Origin of the sequence: Staphylococcus sp. Y174-1 (genome assembly GCF_049897865.1) — a bacterium.
Classification (GTDB): domain Bacteria; phylum Bacillota; class Bacilli; order Staphylococcales; family Staphylococcaceae; genus Staphylococcus; species Staphylococcus saprophyticus.
Genome location: NZ_JAFCXB010000002.1, coordinates 769,219 through 787,197, shown reverse-complemented (window position 1 = coordinate 787,197; position 17,979 = coordinate 769,219). Strand labels below are relative to the sequence as shown.

The following is a 17,979-nucleotide window of genomic DNA, read 5'->3' as shown; positions in this document are numbered from 1 at the left end:
CCTTTTTTTAATATCATTATCCACGTTAAAGTTGTATGCATACAGCAATAAAGTTTAACAAAATGTTCATAAATTTAATATTTATACCACTTCTATTGCACTAAACCTAATTATATAATTGATAATGATTATTATTGTGAAAGAGTGATGTATATGTTGAATTTAAAGACTGGCGTTTTAGAAAAAAATTACACAGTAACTGATTTAAAAATTAGAAACAAGCACATGCTTCAGCGTCTCCATGCATTAGGTTTAACTCATGGAACCAAGATAAAAATCAAACAAAAATGTTTATTTAAGGGACCCTGCATTTTAGAAATGAATGGTCAAAATTTAAGTATTCGTGGTTGTGACGCATGTCAGATTTTCTTAGAGGAATCTCATGGCTAATCATTACTGTATTATTGGAAATCCTAATGTAGGAAAAACATCATTATTTAATGCACTCACTGGTACATACGAATACGTTGGTAACTGGAGCGGTGTAACGGTAGAGAAGAAGCTCGGACGTCTTAAATCAAATGCTGGGAATCTTATAGACTTACCTGGTATTTATGAATTATCGCCGATTTCCAAAGATGAAACCGTAGTGACTGACTATTTATTAAACGAATCTTTTTCTGGCATGATCAATATCGTAGATGCCAGTCAATTAAAACGTAACTTGCAACTTACGGTACAGTTAATGGAATTAGGCGCACCAATGATTATCGGGTTAAATATGGTAGACGTCGCTGCAAAACGAGGCATTCATATTGATCAAAGTGCATTGATTAAAAAATTAAAATTACCTTTGCTGCCTATCATTGCAAGAAATGGTAAAGGCACACAACAATTATTAAATGCTTTAAAAGATCATCGTCTATCTAACCATCGTCCTTTACATATTGATTATGGTGCTGATATTGAAGCAGCAATCACTAAAATAATGCAACATTTAAAACAACATTGTACCTTTGAATCACACCTTTATCGATTTATCGCCATTCAATTCTTGTTAGACAATCCCAAAGTGCTAGACCTCCTTGAAACAAATTTAATAGATATCATAGCGCCTATACGTCAACAATTAGCCGCTCCATTAACGCTATCTATTAGAGAAACAATCCAACAAAAACGTAACGCTTATATAGACAATTTATTAGAAGGTGCTATCACTTATCCAGACGAAGACCGTCAATATTTCTCTTCACACTTAGATAAAATTTTAACTCATAAAATTTTAGGTATTCCAATATTTCTAGGCATTATGTGGCTGATATTTCAAATTACATTTACATGGGTTGGTACACCCCTATCAGACCAAATCGACGAATTCATAGGTGGTACACTCACCGACACAGTTAAATCCGTCATGGATAACATAGGATTATTTCCATTTTTACAAGATTTAATTACGGATGGCATTATCGCTGGTGTAGGTGCGGTTATTGTATTCGTACCACAAATTTTAGTGCTGTTCTTCTTTATTTCTTTACTTGAAGACTCAGGTTATATGGCACGTATCGCTGTGCTCATGGATCGTATTATGGAAGTCTTTGGCTTAAGTGGTAAATCTTTCATTCCCATGATTATTGGCTTTGGTTGTAATGTGCCGAGCATTATGGCAGCGCGTAGTATTGAAAGTGAAAAAGAACGTCTCACAACCATTTTAATCGCACCTTTCATGTCATGTTCTGCGCGCTTACCCGTCTATGCATTATTTGTTGGTGTATTCTTCGAACAACATCAAGCCCTTATCGTCCTTAGCCTATACGTATTAGGTATCGTGGTTGCCTTGGCTACCAGTGTACTGATTACTAAAACAGTAATGAAAAATGATGATTCGATATTTATTGTCGAGTTACCAACATATCGAATGCCATCAGGTAAAACACTTTGGAGAAGTACTTGGGAAAAAGCTAAAGGATTCGTTAAAAAAGCCGGTACCTTTATCTTCGCTGGTTCTGTTGTCATTTGGTTACTCAATTATACTGGCCCGGGTGGGTTCAATGTCGATGTAGATGATAGCTTTTTACATTCAATTGGTAGCTTCTTTGCCATTTTAGTCGCCCCATCAGGCTTCGGTACATGGCAAGCAGGCGCAACTTTAATACCTGGTTTCCTTGCTAAAGAAGTCATCGTAAGTTCAATGGCCATTATCTATGCATCTGATGAATCCGGATTAGTTAATATTATTCAACACCAGTTTACGCCTTTATCAGCGTATGCATTTATGATTTTCATTCTATTGTATATTCCGTGCTTATCCACGGTCGCAACGATTCGTAAAGAAACCTATTCTATAAAATGGACCGTCTTCGCAGTCGCCTATCCACTGATTACTGCCTACGTTTTGACACTGGTATTCTATCAAATCGGTCATCTATTTATGTAAGGAAGTGATTTTATGACATTAATCATCAACATCTTCATTATTTTGGCTATTTTCAGTTACACGATTTATGCGCTCACTAGGTTCTTGAAAAAATCAAAAGCCGGTAAGTGTACGTCTTGTGGTATAAAAGAAGGTTGTCACACCAGTGAAAAAGTGAACTTTAAATGACTTTCGGCATAACAATTAAATAGAAATTTAAAAAGAGGTACAGCAGATAGCCATATGTCTGCCGTACCTTTTTTATTTATATAAATTATTAAAATAACTCAACTTTTCAATATAATAATACCCATTAAACTTGGTGTTTTATATTTTTTACGGAATATTTTTAATTTATATTTAAAACATTCAATTGATAACTATTATCAATTAACGTAAACTATATTTATACAATTAGAAAGAAGGGAATCAATTGAAAAATGCAATTAAAGTTATTGCCATACTAATTTCTACACTCCTCTTAGCTGCAGCATGTTCAAATAGTGAAGACAAACAAAGCAAAAATGCTGTTAAATCATATAAATTATATTCAGGTCTTATTAATTGGTGATATATCATACACATTCGTTTTTTTAAGTATAAAGTCAATAAAAAATTAAAACACATGCATAATATTGCATGTGTTTTTATTACGCTTATAAAGGTTATATAAAATCTTTCACTTAAATAGTTAAGTATATATTTCTACTATCCCATTCCCTTTATATTAAATATTTATATTTCACAATTTCGATTTTGCATTCCTACGCACTATGATGTTATAATTCAATTAACGAAGGTTATATGCATATAAGCACCAATTCCCTCACTATTTGCGGTAGTGAGGGGATTTTTTGATGCCGCTTAACGTCGCCTTCTATTTATTGCGTTTACTACTAAGCCAATAAGTAAAATACGCAACTGCACAGGCACTAATGACTGGTGCAATGATGTGAACGAAGATCATAAGCATATTAAACACCTCCTCCCGCCGAAAATATCGCCCGCCGGAAGTTAAGGCGACTCTATTATTATACCACCTGCTAATGTATCAGCGTACCTACTTAAACTACGTTGAAGCATATTAAAGAATGCCTCATTTCCAACACTTTTACTACCAAAAACTATAAACTTAAAATTGATTAACTCCCTACTTTTACCATCCCGAAATAATAAAAAGAAGCTAAACAACGTTGTGTTGTCTAACTTCTTAATTAATATATAATCTATAGCTCAAAAGATATTATCTAAGACACCCCGCCGTCTTATCTATCTTTATTTCTTAACAAAAGCGATTATGGCATCTCTTAAAAATTGAGCACCACCTTCTACATATTTATCATAATATCTAGAAAATCGTTCATCAGCCACGTACATTTCAGCTAAAACTGAATGTGCTTCTTTAGTATAATCAGACCATGTATACATTAACCATGCTTTATGCTTCGCAGCTAACATTTGCGCAACTTCAGATGATGGATCGCCGGTTTGATATGCTTTGGGTAATAACTCAATAATTTCATTCTTTAATTTACGCCATTCATTATATTCCGCTTCAGTCATATCTTTAAATTTTGCATTACTTTCATCTACAGACTTATCCCCGTATTTTACTCTGATTTCAGTACCATATTCACGTTCGTTTTCTTGAATTGCTTGTACTTTCAATCCTTCAAATTTTTCTTTATCTTGCATATTAATTTCTCCTCTCGTATACGCAATGGTTTTTTCAACGGTTTCTATAATTTTGTCGAGGTGTGCACGCTTTTGTTTTAAATTTTGAAAATGATTTTCTAAAGCAGTTACTTGATCAAATCCAGGTTGTTGAACGATGTTCTTTATTTCTTCAATACTTACATCCAACTCTCGATAGAATATAATTTGTTGAAGCATGTCTACTTGTTCTTTGCCATATATCCGGTATCCTGATGAATTGATTCTATCTGGTTTAAGCAATCCAATTTGATCATAATAGCGCAATGTGCGAGGACTTACACCTGATAGTTTAGCTAATTGACTTACGGTATATTCCATAATTCACCTCCTGACAAATAACACGTTACACCCTTACGTTACGTCAACCTCAAGGAGAAATTTCTAATTTTTAAAAATCGAACTATCATCCACATGTTTTATATCATACTTATGGCTTAAATAGATATATACTAATTAATACAACTGCGATAAAAATACCCACGACTAATACGAAACTATATATCGAAGTAATTAAATTTCTTAAATTAGATGAATGTACTTCATTTGGTTCCTTTCCATTCATAAAAGCTACGATACGATCATAGGTTTGTATTTGATATGATTTCTTAAAACGCTCTACCTTAAATGATGCAATAATACCAGTACCTAATAATAATATTTCTAGTATTAAACCAAATGCTCCCCAGTAATACATCGCAGGTCCAATTAATATTCCTGCTATCAACATCGGCCATATCATTAAATGCGAGGATAGATTAAATCTGCTTTCTTTCAACTTACGCTCCATAATCTCCACGTCTCCTTTGACTAAGTCATCTAAAGAAACATCAAACAATGAACTTAGCATCAATAAATTATGAATATCTGGATAGCTTTTATCATTCTCCCAATTAGAAATTGTTTGTCGTGAAACATATAATTTTTCAGCTAAACTTTCTTGAGATAAATGATCGCGTTGCCGATAATATTTAATTTGATGTCCTAAATTCATTGTTCTGCTCCTTTAAGTAGAGATTATGATGATTTTCAATATAAGACTATCAAAGTTCGTTGACATCTGCATCATTTTGCCATGCTTAAATATTTTTACATACTGTTGTCACAGGGAATCAATACTACCTTTTAGACATACCAAAGGATAGGAAACTTGTTATATTAGCAAGCCCCTATCCTTTAATATAATATTATGTTGTTTGTTGTTGCTTATAAGGTATTTGATAATCCAATTCAAATTTAGCACCTGCTGTGATTTTTTTGTATTGATAACTGAAATAAGCTACCCATAAAATCGTTAGCACAAAGGCTATGATATAACTTAAATTGAGGTCTAAACCCAATCCAATTTTCTGACTTAAAATATAAGTAAAAATATTCCATGTCATAAACACAGCTGGAATTGCTGCCACCCAGAAATTCTTTTTCGCAATCAATAGATACATCGCACCTACCCATAGTGCAACAACCGCTGTTGTTTGATTTGCCCAAGAGAAATATCTCCATAGAATCGTGAAATCAACTTGTGTAAGACCAAAGCTAATAACGAACAATGGCACTGCTACAATAATACGTTTAACAATATTTCGCTGACCATAGTTTAAATAATCTGCAATAATCATTCTAGCGCTTCTGAAAGACGTATCCCCGCTAGTGATTGGTAAAATGATAACACCTAACACGGCGATCGTACCGAATACAGAGCCCAGTAATAGATGTGATGCCTGGCTCACTACTAATGCAGCTTCACCACGTGCTAAGACATCATTCAAACCATTATAGCCATTAAATAAACTCATACCCGCTGCAGCCCAAATCATTGCTATGATACCTTCCGCAATCATCATACCGTAAAAGATGAATCTACCATTCTGTTCTTTATTTGTTGTTCTAGAAATAATCGGTGTCTGTGTCGCATGAAATCCAGACAATGCACCACAAGTTATTGTAAAGAATAGTAATGGAAATACTGGCGCCCCATCAGGATGCATATTACTAAAATTTAGTTCTGGAATAGGTGCCCCTGTTTGAATAAGACGGAAACCTATACCTACCGCACTCACTAATAATAATGCGCCAAACACTGGATAAATTCTACCAATGATCTTATCTATAGGTAAAATTGTAGATAATATATAATACACAAATATAACAAAAATAATAATACCCAGTGCAATGCGTCCATCCATTAAATTATGTAATAGAAGTGCCGGACTAGTCACAAATACAGTTCCTGTTAAGAGTAATAATAAAATAGAAAATATATTAACAAAGTGCTTCATCACTTGACCTAAAAATTTCCCTGCAAGTTCTGGTAAGTGCGCCCCTTTATTTCTAATTGAAATCATACCGGTCAGATAATCATGTACTGCCCCTGCAAAGATACAGCCTACAACAATCCAAATAAATGCTATGGGTCCATAAAGTGCTCCCATAATAGGTCCAAATATAGGTCCAACACCTGCGATATTTAACAATTGTATAAGCGAGTTAGATCGCGTTTTCATTGGTAAATAATCAACATCATCTCTTTGATCATACGCTGGTGTGGGTCGCTCTTTATTTGGTCCAAACATTTTGTCTATGTATTTTCCATAAGTGAAATAACCCACCACCAATAAAATAATAGCTACAATAAAAGTAATCATGTTACCATTCCCCCTTAGATAACTTGAAAGCGTTTTCTTAATTTAATCATAAATGGTAAAATTTCACAATATTACATTTGTTTTTTATTCTAATTTTATAAATATGTATTTTTGATTTTATTAAACCTTAATTAATACCTAATCATATATATTAGTACAAAAAATAGAGGCTTACCTCGTCTTATCATAGGTAAACCTCTATCACTATTAATGTTTAAATAATTTTATTTTAATTTCATAATAATCATCATAATCTTTGGCTTGATGCTCATATTTAATACCGCTTTTTTCGATAGAATCTAAACTTTTACCAACCGCTTCACGCGCATCAGTTAAATCTTTTTCAAATTCAAATCTTTGTGCTTTTACTTTTTCAGGGCCTATCTTTTGTTTCACGCGTGCTTCTGTTTGTTTTACATTTAATTTTTGACTTATAACCGTTTCAACTAATATTTCTTGATCTTCTTCTGATAAACTGAGCATCGCGCGCGCATGGCGTTCCGTAATTTTACTTTCACGTAAACGTTCCAATACTTTAGGCGCCAATTTTAATAAACGAAGTTTATTAGCAATAAAGCTCTGACTTTTACCGACACTTTTAGCTAATTCGCTCTGTGTGGTATCCCCGATTTCTAGTAACTTTTTATAAGCTTCGGCTTCTTCAACAACAGATAAATTTTCACGTTGAATATTTTCAATGAGTGCGACTACAGCAGTTTCCTCATCATCTAAATATCTAATAATTACATCAGCGTGCGTTTTACTTAGGCTCTGTAAAGCTCTAAATCTACGTTCACCTGCTATAATCTCAAACATATCCTCTTCAATTGGACGTACGACAATCGGTTGTAACAAACCATGTTCTTCTATAGATTCTGCGAGTTCTTTAATCTTATTTGGCTCAAATACTTGTCTTGGTTGATAACGGTTTGGCACAATACGTTCCGTATGAATAGATTCAACGCTATTATTATAATCCTCTTCAATATAACCAACGATGTCATCTTTGTTCTTTAAACCAAATAATTTAGAAAAAGGTTTTTTCATTTACTATGCGCTCCCTCTAAATTAATTGTATTGAATTTTACTATTTTTCAAGTAACGGTGATTTATTTGGTGTTCCTGGTTTTCTAGGATATTTCTTAGGTGTTTGACTACGTTTGTCTATGATAATCATCTGTCTTTCACCTGCATCTTCAGGTAGTTCATATGAAATTGTATCAAGTACTTTACCACCTAATACGCCAATACCGAAACGTGCTTCTTCCAATTCTTCTTCACCTTTAGACGATTTCAGTGCTATGAAGTGACCACCTTTTTTAACTAATGGTAAGCATAGCTCACTTAATACAGAAAGTCTAGCAACTGCACGTGCTGTAACGATATCGTAAGACGCCCTGTAGTCTCCCTTACCATAAGTTTCGGCACGATCATGTACAAAACTCACATTGTCTAACTCTAAAGCTTCCGCTAATTGATTTAAAAAGTGAATGCGTTTATTCAGTGAATCTACAATTGTAACTTTCAAATTCGGAAAAATGATTTTCAAAGGAATGCTAGGAAAACCAGCACCAGCACCCACGTCACATATCGTTAATTCTTTAGTTAAATTCGTATAAAAACTTGTCGCAATTGAATCATAAAAATGCTTCAAATATACTTCATGTTCTTCAGTAATACTTGTTAAATTCATTTTTTCATTCCATTCAACAAGCATTTGATAATACGTTTGAAACTGTTGTTGTTGTTTATCTGAAAGTTCTATTCCATGTGTACTCAGTTGCTGTGTTAACCATGCTACACTCATCTTAGTTATTCACCCTTTGGATTTTACCTTGTTCAAGATATACAAGTAAAATTGAAATATCGGCTGGATTGACACCAGATATACGTGAAGCTTGTGCAATATTGAGCGGCTTAACTTCTGCTAATTTCTCACGTGCTTCAGTCGCTAAACTATCTACCTTACTATAATCTAGATCTTCTGGAATTTTCTTCTCTTCCATACGTTTAACTTTTTCAACTTGTTGTAAAGATTTATTGATATAACCTTCATATTTAGTTTGAATTTCAACTTGTTCTTCAACGTCTGAAGGCAATTGATGTGATTCATCTAAAATTTCTAGAATTAAATCGTATGTCATTTCAGGACGACGTAATAATTCTAAAGCAAGGATACCGTCTTTCAAACGAGACCCGCCTTGAGCCTCAATAATCTCTTGCACACGGTCGTTTGGTTTGACGCGAATGCCATTTAGACGTTCTTGTTCTGCTTTAATCATAGCGCGTTTTTCATTAAAACGTGCATAGCGTTCCTCTGAAATCATACCTAATTCATAACCTAAGTCTGTTAGACGTAAATCAGCGTTGTCATGTCTTAATAATAGACGGTATTCAGCACGAGAAGTTAATAAACGATAAGGTTCGTTTGTACCTTTGGTAATTAAATCATCAATTAATACACCAATATAGGCATCTGAACGACTTAAGATAACTTCATCTTTACCTTGAACACGTGCTGCTGCATTGATACCAGCCATGATACCTTGTCCAGCCGCTTCTTCATAACCTGATGTCCCATTAATTTGGCCAGCAGTGTATAAGTTTTTGATTTTTTTAGTTTCAAGTGTTGGCCATAATTGTGTTGGAACTAACGCATCATACTCGATGGCATAGCCTGCACGCATCATATCTGCTTTTTCTAAACCAGGAATCGTTTCTAACATTTGACGTTGCACATGTTCAGGTAAACTTGTTGATAGACCTTGGACATAAACTTCGTTTGTATTTCTACCTTCTGGTTCTAAGAATAGTTGATGGCGTGGTTTGTCATTGAATCTTACAAATTTATCTTCAATGGATGGGCAATATCTTGGACCAGTACCTTTGATCATACCTGAATACATAGCTGATAAATGTAAGTTATCATCAATCACTTGGTGTGTATCACCATTTGTATAAGTTAACCAACATGGCAATTGATCTAAAATATATTCTGTTGTTTCAAAGCTGAAGGCTCTTCCAACATCATCACCAGGTTGGATTTCCGTTTTAGAATAATCAATCGTTTTGGCATTTACACGTGGTGGTGTACCTGTTTTAAATCTAACGACTTCAAAACCTAATCCTCTTAAGTTATCAGCTAGAGAGATTGAAGGTAATTGATGGTTTGGACCACTTGAATACTTCATGTTACCTAAAATGATTTCACCACGTAAAAATGTACCTGTTGTAATAATAACTGCCTCTGACCAGTATTCTGTACCGATATTTGTTCTTACACCTTTAATGACATCATCTTCAATAATGAGGTCATCTACCATACCTTGCATGATATCAAGGTTTTCTTCATCTTCAATTACTTTTTTCATTTCTTGTTGATACAAGACTTTATCTGCTTGAGCACGTAACGCTCTTACTGCTGGACCTTTACCAGTATTTAACATACGCATTTGAATATGCGTTTTATCAATGGTTTTCGCCATTTGACCACCTAATGCATCGATTTCACGTACGACAATACCTTTTGCTGGACCACCCACTGATGGGTTACACGGCATAAAAGCAATATTATCTAGGTTAATCGTCAACATTAACGTTTTGGCACCACGACGTGCTGAAGCTAATCCAGCTTCAATACCAGCATGTCCGGCTCCTATTACTATCACATCATATTCTTGAGCCATTATTATTTCCTCCTTATTATTTTCCTAAACAGAATTGACTAAATAACTGGTCAATTAATTCATCACTTGCAGATTCACCGATAATCTCACCTAAAATTTCCCATGTTCTTGTTAAGTCGATTTGTACCATATCCATCGGTACACCTGATTCTGCTGCATCTATTGCATCTTGAATGGTATTTCTTGCTTGTTTCAATAATGAAATATGTCTTGAATTAGAAACATAAGTCATATCTTGATTTTGAACATCGCCACCAAAGAATAAATCTCTAATTTGAATTTCTAATTGATCAATGCCTTCTTGTTTGAGCATCGATGTCTGAATCAATGGCATATCGCCAATCATATCTTTGACTTCATCAAGATCTAAATGCTTGTCTAAATCCATCTTATTAACAATAACAATCGCATCTTCATTCTTAATCACTTCATACAGCTTACGATCTTCATCTGTTAATCTTTCATTATAATTAAGTACAAATAGTATTAAATCCGCTTCGCCTAACGCTTTTCTTGATCGCTCTACACCAATACGTTCGACGATATCTTCTGTTTCACGTATACCTGCTGTATCGACAAGTCTTAATGGTACACCACGGACATTGACATATTCTTCTAAAGTATCTCTTGTAGTACCAGGCACTTCAGTCACAATGGCTTTATTATCTTGAATGAGGTTATTGAGCATCGATGATTTACCGACATTAGGCTTACCAACGATAACCGTAGAAAGCCCTTCTCTCATAATCTTCCCTTGTGTACCTGTATCGAGTAATTTATTAATTTCTGTTTTAATTTCATTTGATTTCCCTAATAATACCTCTGTAGTCGCATCTTCGACATCATCATATTCTGGGTAATCTATGTTCACTTCGACTTGAGCAAGGATTTCGAGAATGGATTGTCGCTGTCGTTTTATCATATCACTTAAACGACCTTCTATTTGATTCATTGCAACTTTAGACGCACGATCGGTTTTAGAACGAATAAAATCCATCACCGCTTCTGCTTGAGATAAATCTATTCTGCCATTTAAGAAAGCACGTTTTGTATATTCACCTGGATCAGCCATACGGGCCCCATAGGTCATCGTCAATTCTAGTATTCTATTAATTGTTAAAATACCACCATGACAGTTAATTTCGACAATATCTTCACGTGTGAACGTCTTTGGTGCACGTAGTACGGAAACCATAACTTCTTCCACCACTTCGTTCGATTCAGGATCAATAATATGACCATAGTTAATTGTGTGAGACGTTACATCTTCAAGTCTTTCTTTACCTTTATAAAGTTTATCTGCAATATCTACAGCATCTACACCTGATAAACGTACAATACCAATTGCACCTTCACCCATTGGTGTGGATATACTCGTTATCGTATCTAAATCCATCATCCATCTCGCCTCCTTTTCGACTTCATTTTTATCATTATAATATTGTAAATAGTTTCCTATTAAAAAGCGAGTATCTTGTTTACCATTTCGTAAAAGTTATTCTTCGGTTTGTCTGAGGTAAGACTTACGGTTGTCTAACATCTTTCTTCCCCTTCCCTACTTAAACACGCTTATTAAATACCTTTGCTATTTTGAGTACATGTTCCAAACTCGCTTGTATTTGTAATGTGTCCATATCTTTTGCTGGTTGCCTCGCTATCACAATAATATCCATTGGTAAGATATCTTCTTTATGGATTTTAAAATTTTCGCGAATGGCACGTTTAATTCTATTTCTTACGACTGCATTACCTAACTTTTTAGAAACACTAATACCTAAGCGAAAATGATTCAACGCTTTATTAGGTTGCGTATATATTACAAATTGTCTATTTGCAACCGATTTCCCTTTCTTATAAATAAACTGGAAATCACTATTTTTTTTTATTCGGTAAGCTTTCTCCACCAAGCATCACTCACTTATCATATCTTTTCAATACATATACCAACGAACCTTATGTTTCGTTCTATTCATTCGTTATCATAAATTAATAGTAGAAATCTACGTAATTTTTAGCAATTTTACTTCACTAAAACCAAAAAAAAGACCACTGATGAGTCAGTGATCTTATGCTGATAATACTTTACGGCCTTTACGACGACGACGCGCCAACACTTTACGACCATTTTTTGTGCTCATGCGTTTTCTGAAACCATGAACTTTACTATGTTTACGTTTATTTGGTTGATAAGTACGTTTTACCATGCAAAAACACCTCCATCTTTATTCGGTTCTATACTATTATAATAGATAAATTAATATACGCTTCTGCTTCAAGTCTTGATTTAACTGTTATTAATTTCTAGTCATAATTCAAGCAACTACTACAATATAACAAAATCTATTTTATAAAGCAAGTCTCAATTTAAGTGACTGATTTAAAATATATGAGTTACATCATACACTTCCTTTATTATATTACAATCAAGCATTTACTATGTTTCACTCCAAAAGTGCTTCTGTCTATGCAAATAATCCCCTTTTGCAGCACCCCTGCATTTATCCATTTTGTGTTATACATTTTTCATACAATCTTTATAAATTATTTCCCAAACCCACAAACACCTTAAAATTTGGTATACTGTCTATTGCTCAAAGTTATCCACTTATACACAACGCTATACCTCAAATTTGTGGATAAGTATAATGTTATTCACAGAGTTCCTCAGCATTTAAGAACATATTCACACCCATTTGACAGAGGTTGTTGTTAAAAAGTATAATTATGTGGATAAGTTATGTAGATATTGATTGCTACAGAGTTTAAATTAATAAATTATACAACAAAAGCCTGTGTATAAATCACAGTTAGGTAATAGTTATCCACTGATTGTGCGTAACTTGTGGATAATTATCAACAGCCTGTGATTCTTTTTATTTGTACCTGTTGTTTTTGTGTATAACTTTAAAATTTACGAAAGTTGGAGTTTGTTATTATGTCAGAACAAGAAATATGGGAAAAAGTTCTAACCTTGGCTCAAGAAAAAGTAAGTAGTGCAAGCTACCAAACATTTCTTAAAGATACAAAATTGTTTAAACTGCAGAATGAGCAAGCGATTGTAGTTACTGATGACGATTTTGTTGCTAATTGGTTAAAGATGAATTACGCAGAAATTATTAAAGCTGCTTTATATGAAGCAATTGGTCATGAGATAGCACCAGTCTTTTATACTGAAGAAGAGCTAAAAAGCTTACATACAAGTGAGCAAAAAGAAGAAAATCAACCAGAACAACCAGCCAAAAAGTATACGCCAGGCGTTGATGAAGCTGTCATTGGCGGTGAACAGTTCAATACACATAATACGTTTGAAACATTTGTCATTGGACCAGGTAATAGATTCCCTCATGCTGCAAGTCTTGCAGTGGCAGAAGCACCAGCTAAAGCGTATAATCCATTATTTATTTATGGGGGTGTTGGTTTAGGTAAGACCCATCTAATGCATGCGATTGGTCATTATGTATTGGATAACAATCCAGACGCTAAAGTTATTTATACGTCTAGTGAAAAATTTACAAATGAATTTATTAAGTCTATTCGTGATAATAAAACTGAACGTTTTAGGGAAAAATACCGTAATATCGACGTTTTATTAATTGATGATATTCAATTTATTCAAAATAAAGAACAGACTCAAGAAGAATTTTTCCATACATTTAATGAATTACATCAAGCAAATAAGCAAATTGTAATTTCTAGTGATCGACCTCCAAAAGAAATTGCTAAACTAGAAGATCGTTTACGTTCACGTTTCGAATGGGGATTAATCGTAGATATTACGCCGCCTGATTATGAAACAAGAATGGCGATTTTACAGAAGAAAATTGGCGAAGAAAATCTTAACATTCCAACTGAGGCGCTTACTTACATCGCCAATCAAATTCAGTCTAATATTCGTGAACTTGAAGGCGCATTAACACGTGTCTTAGCATTTTCAAAATTACAGGGACAACCCATTACGACTGAGTTAACAGCTGAAGCACTTAAAGATATTATTCAAGCACCTAAATCTAAAAAAATCACGATACAAGATATTCAGAAAATTGTTGGTCAATATTATAGTGTAAGAATTGAAGATTTTAGCGCTAAAAAACGAACAAAATCCATCGCTTATCCGCGTCAAATTGCAATGTACTTATCACGTGAGTTAACCGATTTTTCATTACCAAAAATTGGTGAAGAGTTTGGCGGTCGTGATCATACAACGGTTATTCATGCACATGAAAAAATAGTTAAAGATATACAAAATGATCCAACTTTTAAACAAGAAGTTGAAAATTTAGAAAAAGAAATAAGAAACCAATAAAATAAACTGTACTATAACAGATTAATCGTAGGTATTTTGAGGAATAGTTAATAGAGGAATTATAAACGTTATTGTGGATAATGTTAAAAAGTCATACACACAGTGCACAAGTTATCCACAGTCTTTAATCGACGTCACTGTTCACTAAAATTAACTTATCCCCTAATCCACAAGCCCTACTACTATTACTACTGTCTTAAAACCTATATAATTTAATATATAAACGACTGGAAGGAGTTTAATAAAGATGGAATTCACAATAAGAAGAGATTATTTTATTAATCAATTAAATGACACACTTAAAGCCATCTCACCAAGAACAACATTACCTATCTTAACTGGTATCAAAATTGAAGTTAAAAACAACGAAGTTATACTAACTGGTTCTGATTCAGAAATCTCAATCGAAATCACTATTCCTAAACAAGTCGATGGTGAAGATATTATTGATATTGCTGAAACTGGATCAGTCGTGCTTCCTGGTCGTTTCTTCGTAGACATTATAAAAAAATTACCAGGTAAAGAAGTTAAACTTTCTACAAATGAACAGTTCCAAACACTTATTACATCTGGACATTCTGAATTTAACTTAAGTGGTTTAGACCCAGACCAATATCCATTATTGCCACAAGTTTCTCGTGATGATGCGATCCAATTATCAGTTAAAGTGCTTAAAAACGTTATCGCACAGACTAATTTCGCAGTGTCCACCTCAGAAACACGCCCAGTGCTTACTGGTGTCAACTGGCTTATACAAGAAAATGAATTAATATGCACAGCTACTGACTCACACCGCTTGGCTGTAAGAAAGGTAGCATTAGAAGATGACTCAGAAAATAAAAATGTCATCATTCCTGGTAAAGCATTATCTGAGTTAAATAAGATTATGTCAGACAGTGAAGAAGACATCGATATTTTCTTTGCTTCAAATCAAGTGTTATTCAAAGTGGGTAACGTAAACTTTATTTCACGTTTATTAGAAGGTCATTATCCTGATACATCTCGTTTATTCCCAGAGAATTACGAAATTAAATTAGGAATTGATAATGGTGAATTCTATCATGCCATCGATCGTGCATCTTTATTAGCACGTGAAGGCGGCAATAATGTCATTAAATTAAGTACAGGTAATGAACTTGTAGAATTATCTTCAACATCACCAGAAATTGGTACGGTAAAAGAAGATGTTAAAGCAAGTAATGTAGATGGTGGCAACTTAAAAATCTCATTCAACTCAAAATATATGATGGATGCTTTAAAAGCCATTGATAACGATGAAGTGGAAGTAGAATTTTTCGGTACAATGAAACCATTTATTTTAAAACCAAAAGACGATGATTCAGTTACACAACTCATCTTACCGATTAGAACGTATTAATCGTATTGTTAAATAGATTAATGCAATTACTTTTCTCATAAAAGTGCAACTTAACAGGAACAAGCCTTTGAAATCTTAGTGATTTCTGGTTTGTTCCTGTTTTTATTTGAAAAAAAGAGTCTGAGTTTAAAAGCAGATAGTAAGAGATAAATAGAAATTTGCTAATTTTATTATTTAATTTCATGATTAAAGACATTTAAAGGGCAAATATAAGCATTTTAAACATTTTCTTAGGGGAAAATGCTTAAAAGTAATAAAAGTGTCTTAAAACAGCTCTAAATGCAAAATAAATATAGTCCGATTATCATACATAAATTTTTAAGCAGATTAAGGTATTTAGTGAAAATTAATATTATTTGTAAAGAATGCCCGTATAATGTATTTATTTTTGATATAATATGACATATGAAACAACGTTAAAAATAACTTTGAAACTAATTATTTAAAAATATTTAAAATAAGTTAAAAGAAATCGCTTACTCACTGTATTTTGCATGAAATTTTCCGCAAAAAAAGGTATAATATATAAGTGAGCTTAAAAGAAATGGAGTGATTGATTTGGTTGAAGAGGTAATTGTTGATGGAGACATTACTTTAGGGCAATTTCTAAAGACAGAAGGTATTATCGAATCTGGCGGACAAGCAAAATGGTTCTTACAAGATTTTGATGTCATGATCAATGATGAGCGTGAAACGCGTCGCGGTAAGAAATTAAATCATCGAGATAGCATTGTCATACCAGAAGTCGGTTCATTTTTGATATTACATCAAGGTGAAGAATGAAATTAAAGACACTCCAGTTACAAAATTATCGTAATTATGAGTCAATTTCCTTAAATTGTCATCCCGATGTCAATATATTGATTGGTGAAAATGCCCAAGGGAAGACTAATTTATTAGAATCTATTTATACGTTAGCACTAGCTAAAAGTCACAGAACGTCTAATGACAAAGAACTCATACGTTTCGATAGCGACTATGCTAAAATAGAGGGTGATCTTAGTTATAGATATGGTGAGATGCCTTTAACGATGTACATCACTAAAAAAGGTAAGCAAGTCAAAATCAATCACTTAGAACAAAGTAGACTGACTCAGTATATTGGGCACTTGAACGTCGTTTTGTTTGCGCCTGAGGATTTAAATATTGTCAAAGGATCACCGCAGATTAGACGTAGATTTATAGATATGGAACTTGGACAAATCTCAGCAGTATATTTAAATGATTTGTCACAGTATCAACGTATTTTAAAACAAAAGAATAATTATTTGAAGCAACTGCAATATGGACAAAAGACAGACAGCACCATGCTTGAAGTCTTAAACCAACAATTTGCAGAATACGCACTCAAAATTACGCTAAGACGTGAACATTTTATTAATGAACTTGAATCACTAGCGAAACCTATCCATTCTGGGATTACAAATGAACGTGAAACATTGTCTTTAAGCTATTTACCTAGTATTAAACTAGAAAATAAAGATAAAAGTGAGACGGAACGCTTAGAGGAAGTCTTAACGATACTTAATGACAATATGGAACGAGAAAAAGACCGAGGTGTGTGTTTATACGGACCTCACAGAGATGATTTAGGTTTTAATGTGAATGGAATGGACGCTCAGACTTATGGCTCGCAAGGTCAACAAAGAACTACTGCACTATCAATCAAACTCGCTGAAATTGAGTTAATGAATATTGAAGTAGGTGAGTATCCAATTCTATTGCTAGATGATGTATTAAGTGAGTTAGATGATTCACGTCAATCTCATTTATTGAGCACTATTCAACATAAAGTGCAGACTTTTGTTACTACGACATCCGTAGACGGTATAGAACATGAAATTATGAAAAACGCTAAACTTTATCGCATTAATCAGGGCGAAATTATAAAGTAATGG

18 protein-coding genes are annotated in these 17,979 nt (G+C 33.6%); 8 read left to right on the top strand and 10 right to left on the bottom strand.

All coding sequences use genetic code 11. From position 1 onward, the window contains the following. Positions 1 to 153: 153 nt before the first annotated feature. The 4 genes from ACP7BT_RS10535 to ACP7BT_RS10520 all read left to right on the top strand — a co-directional run bounded on the left by ACP7BT_RS10535 (position 154) and on the right by ACP7BT_RS10520 (position 2,927). Positions 154 to 390 (top strand): FeoA family protein, encoded by a 237-nt coding sequence (locus ACP7BT_RS10535; RefSeq protein ID WP_037539168.1) that lies wholly within the window; start codon positions 154 to 156, stop codon positions 388 to 390. Further along, positions 383 to 2,377 (top strand): ferrous iron transport protein B, encoded by a 1,995-nt coding sequence (gene feoB / locus ACP7BT_RS10530; protein ID WP_041080287.1) that lies wholly within the window; start codon positions 383 to 385, stop codon positions 2,375 to 2,377. Before ACP7BT_RS10535 ends, feoB begins: the two co-directional genes overlap by 8 nt. Before the next feature lie 12 nt (positions 2,378 to 2,389). Beyond that, entirely contained in the window at positions 2,390 to 2,545 is a 156-nt protein-coding gene (locus ACP7BT_RS10525) for a FeoB-associated Cys-rich membrane protein (RefSeq protein WP_080773297.1), read from the top strand. A gap of 244 nt (positions 2,546 to 2,789) precedes the next feature. Continuing rightward, a complete protein-coding gene (locus ACP7BT_RS10520; protein ID WP_160279505.1) occupies positions 2,790 to 2,927 on the top strand; it encodes a hypothetical protein in 138 nt (45 codons plus the stop codon). A 306-nt stretch (positions 2,928 to 3,233) separates the two neighbouring features. On the opposite strand, the gene ACP7BT_RS10515 is transcribed toward ACP7BT_RS10520, so the two are convergent. The 10 genes from ACP7BT_RS10515 to rpmH all read right to left on the bottom strand — a co-directional run bounded on the left by ACP7BT_RS10515 (position 3,234) and on the right by rpmH (position 12,604). Continuing rightward, on the bottom strand, positions 3,234 to 3,329 hold the full coding sequence (locus ACP7BT_RS10515; protein ID WP_115338749.1) for a type I toxin-antitoxin system Fst family toxin: 96 nt from the start codon (positions 3,327 to 3,329) through the stop codon (positions 3,234 to 3,236). 302 nt (positions 3,330 to 3,631) lie between these two features. Further along, a complete protein-coding gene (locus ACP7BT_RS10510) occupies positions 3,632 to 4,390 on the bottom strand; it encodes a MerR family transcriptional regulator (protein ID WP_041080286.1) in 759 nt (252 codons plus the stop codon). A 109-nt stretch (positions 4,391 to 4,499) separates the two neighbouring features. Beyond that, on the bottom strand, positions 4,500 to 5,063 hold the full coding sequence (locus ACP7BT_RS10505) for a helix-turn-helix transcriptional regulator (RefSeq protein ID WP_002484368.1): 564 nt from the start codon (positions 5,061 to 5,063) through the stop codon (positions 4,500 to 4,502). Positions 5,064 to 5,256: 193 nt separating this feature from the next. After that, complete coding sequence (locus tag ACP7BT_RS10500; RefSeq protein ID WP_041080285.1) at positions 5,257 to 6,714, bottom strand: carbon starvation CstA family protein; 1,458 nt, start codon at positions 6,712 to 6,714, stop codon at positions 5,257 to 5,259. A gap of 207 nt (positions 6,715 to 6,921) precedes the next feature. Further along, positions 6,922 to 7,761 carry a ParB/RepB/Spo0J family partition protein gene (locus ACP7BT_RS10495; RefSeq protein WP_002481957.1) on the bottom strand — a complete coding sequence of 280 codons (840 nt, stop codon included), beginning with the start codon at positions 7,759 to 7,761 and terminating at the stop codon, positions 6,922 to 6,924. A 40-nt stretch (positions 7,762 to 7,801) separates the two neighbouring features. Then, positions 7,802 to 8,521: a 16S rRNA (guanine(527)-N(7))-methyltransferase RsmG gene (gene rsmG / locus ACP7BT_RS10490; protein WP_002481958.1), complete on the bottom strand. Its 720-nt coding sequence runs from the start codon at positions 8,519 to 8,521 to the stop codon at positions 7,802 to 7,804. A gap of 1 nt (position 8,522) precedes the next feature. Next, entirely contained in the window at positions 8,523 to 10,400 is a 1,878-nt protein-coding gene (mnmG, locus tag ACP7BT_RS10485; RefSeq protein WP_041080284.1) for a tRNA uridine-5-carboxymethylaminomethyl(34) synthesis enzyme MnmG, read from the bottom strand. A gap of 16 nt (positions 10,401 to 10,416) precedes the next feature. After that, positions 10,417 to 11,796, bottom strand: a complete 1,380-nt coding sequence (mnmE, locus tag ACP7BT_RS10480; protein ID WP_100217365.1) for a tRNA uridine-5-carboxymethylaminomethyl(34) synthesis GTPase MnmE — start codon at positions 11,794 to 11,796, stop codon at positions 10,417 to 10,419. 163 nt (positions 11,797 to 11,959) lie between these two features. Next, positions 11,960 to 12,307, bottom strand: coding sequence for a ribonuclease P protein component (gene rnpA / locus ACP7BT_RS10475; RefSeq protein WP_011304029.1), 348 nt, complete (start codon positions 12,305 to 12,307; stop codon positions 11,960 to 11,962). A 159-nt stretch (positions 12,308 to 12,466) separates the two neighbouring features. Then, the gene (gene rpmH / locus ACP7BT_RS10470) at positions 12,467 to 12,604 is read right to left on the bottom strand and encodes a 50S ribosomal protein L34 (protein ID WP_000240855.1); all 138 of its coding nucleotides are present in this window, start codon (positions 12,602 to 12,604) and stop codon (positions 12,467 to 12,469) included. Positions 12,605 to 13,335: 731 nt separating this feature from the next. Here rpmH and dnaA point away from each other — a divergent pair. The 4 genes from dnaA to recF all read left to right on the top strand — a co-directional run bounded on the left by dnaA (position 13,336) and on the right by recF (position 17,976). Continuing rightward, positions 13,336 to 14,703: a chromosomal replication initiator protein DnaA gene (gene dnaA, locus ACP7BT_RS10465; RefSeq protein ID WP_002481962.1), complete on the top strand. Its 1,368-nt coding sequence runs from the start codon at positions 13,336 to 13,338 to the stop codon at positions 14,701 to 14,703. Between the two features lie 247 nt (positions 14,704 to 14,950). Beyond that, positions 14,951 to 16,081 (top strand): DNA polymerase III subunit beta, encoded by a 1,131-nt coding sequence (dnaN, locus tag ACP7BT_RS10460; RefSeq protein ID WP_041080283.1) that lies wholly within the window; start codon positions 14,951 to 14,953, stop codon positions 16,079 to 16,081. A gap of 549 nt (positions 16,082 to 16,630) precedes the next feature. Continuing rightward, positions 16,631 to 16,864: a S4 domain-containing protein YaaA gene (yaaA, locus tag ACP7BT_RS10455; protein WP_171914394.1), complete on the top strand. Its 234-nt coding sequence runs from the start codon at positions 16,631 to 16,633 to the stop codon at positions 16,862 to 16,864. Then, entirely contained in the window at positions 16,861 to 17,976 is a 1,116-nt protein-coding gene (recF, locus tag ACP7BT_RS10450; RefSeq protein WP_041080282.1) for a DNA replication/repair protein RecF, read from the top strand. The genes yaaA and recF overlap by 4 nt, the downstream gene beginning before the upstream one ends. Positions 17,977 to 17,979: the final 3 nt, after the last annotated feature.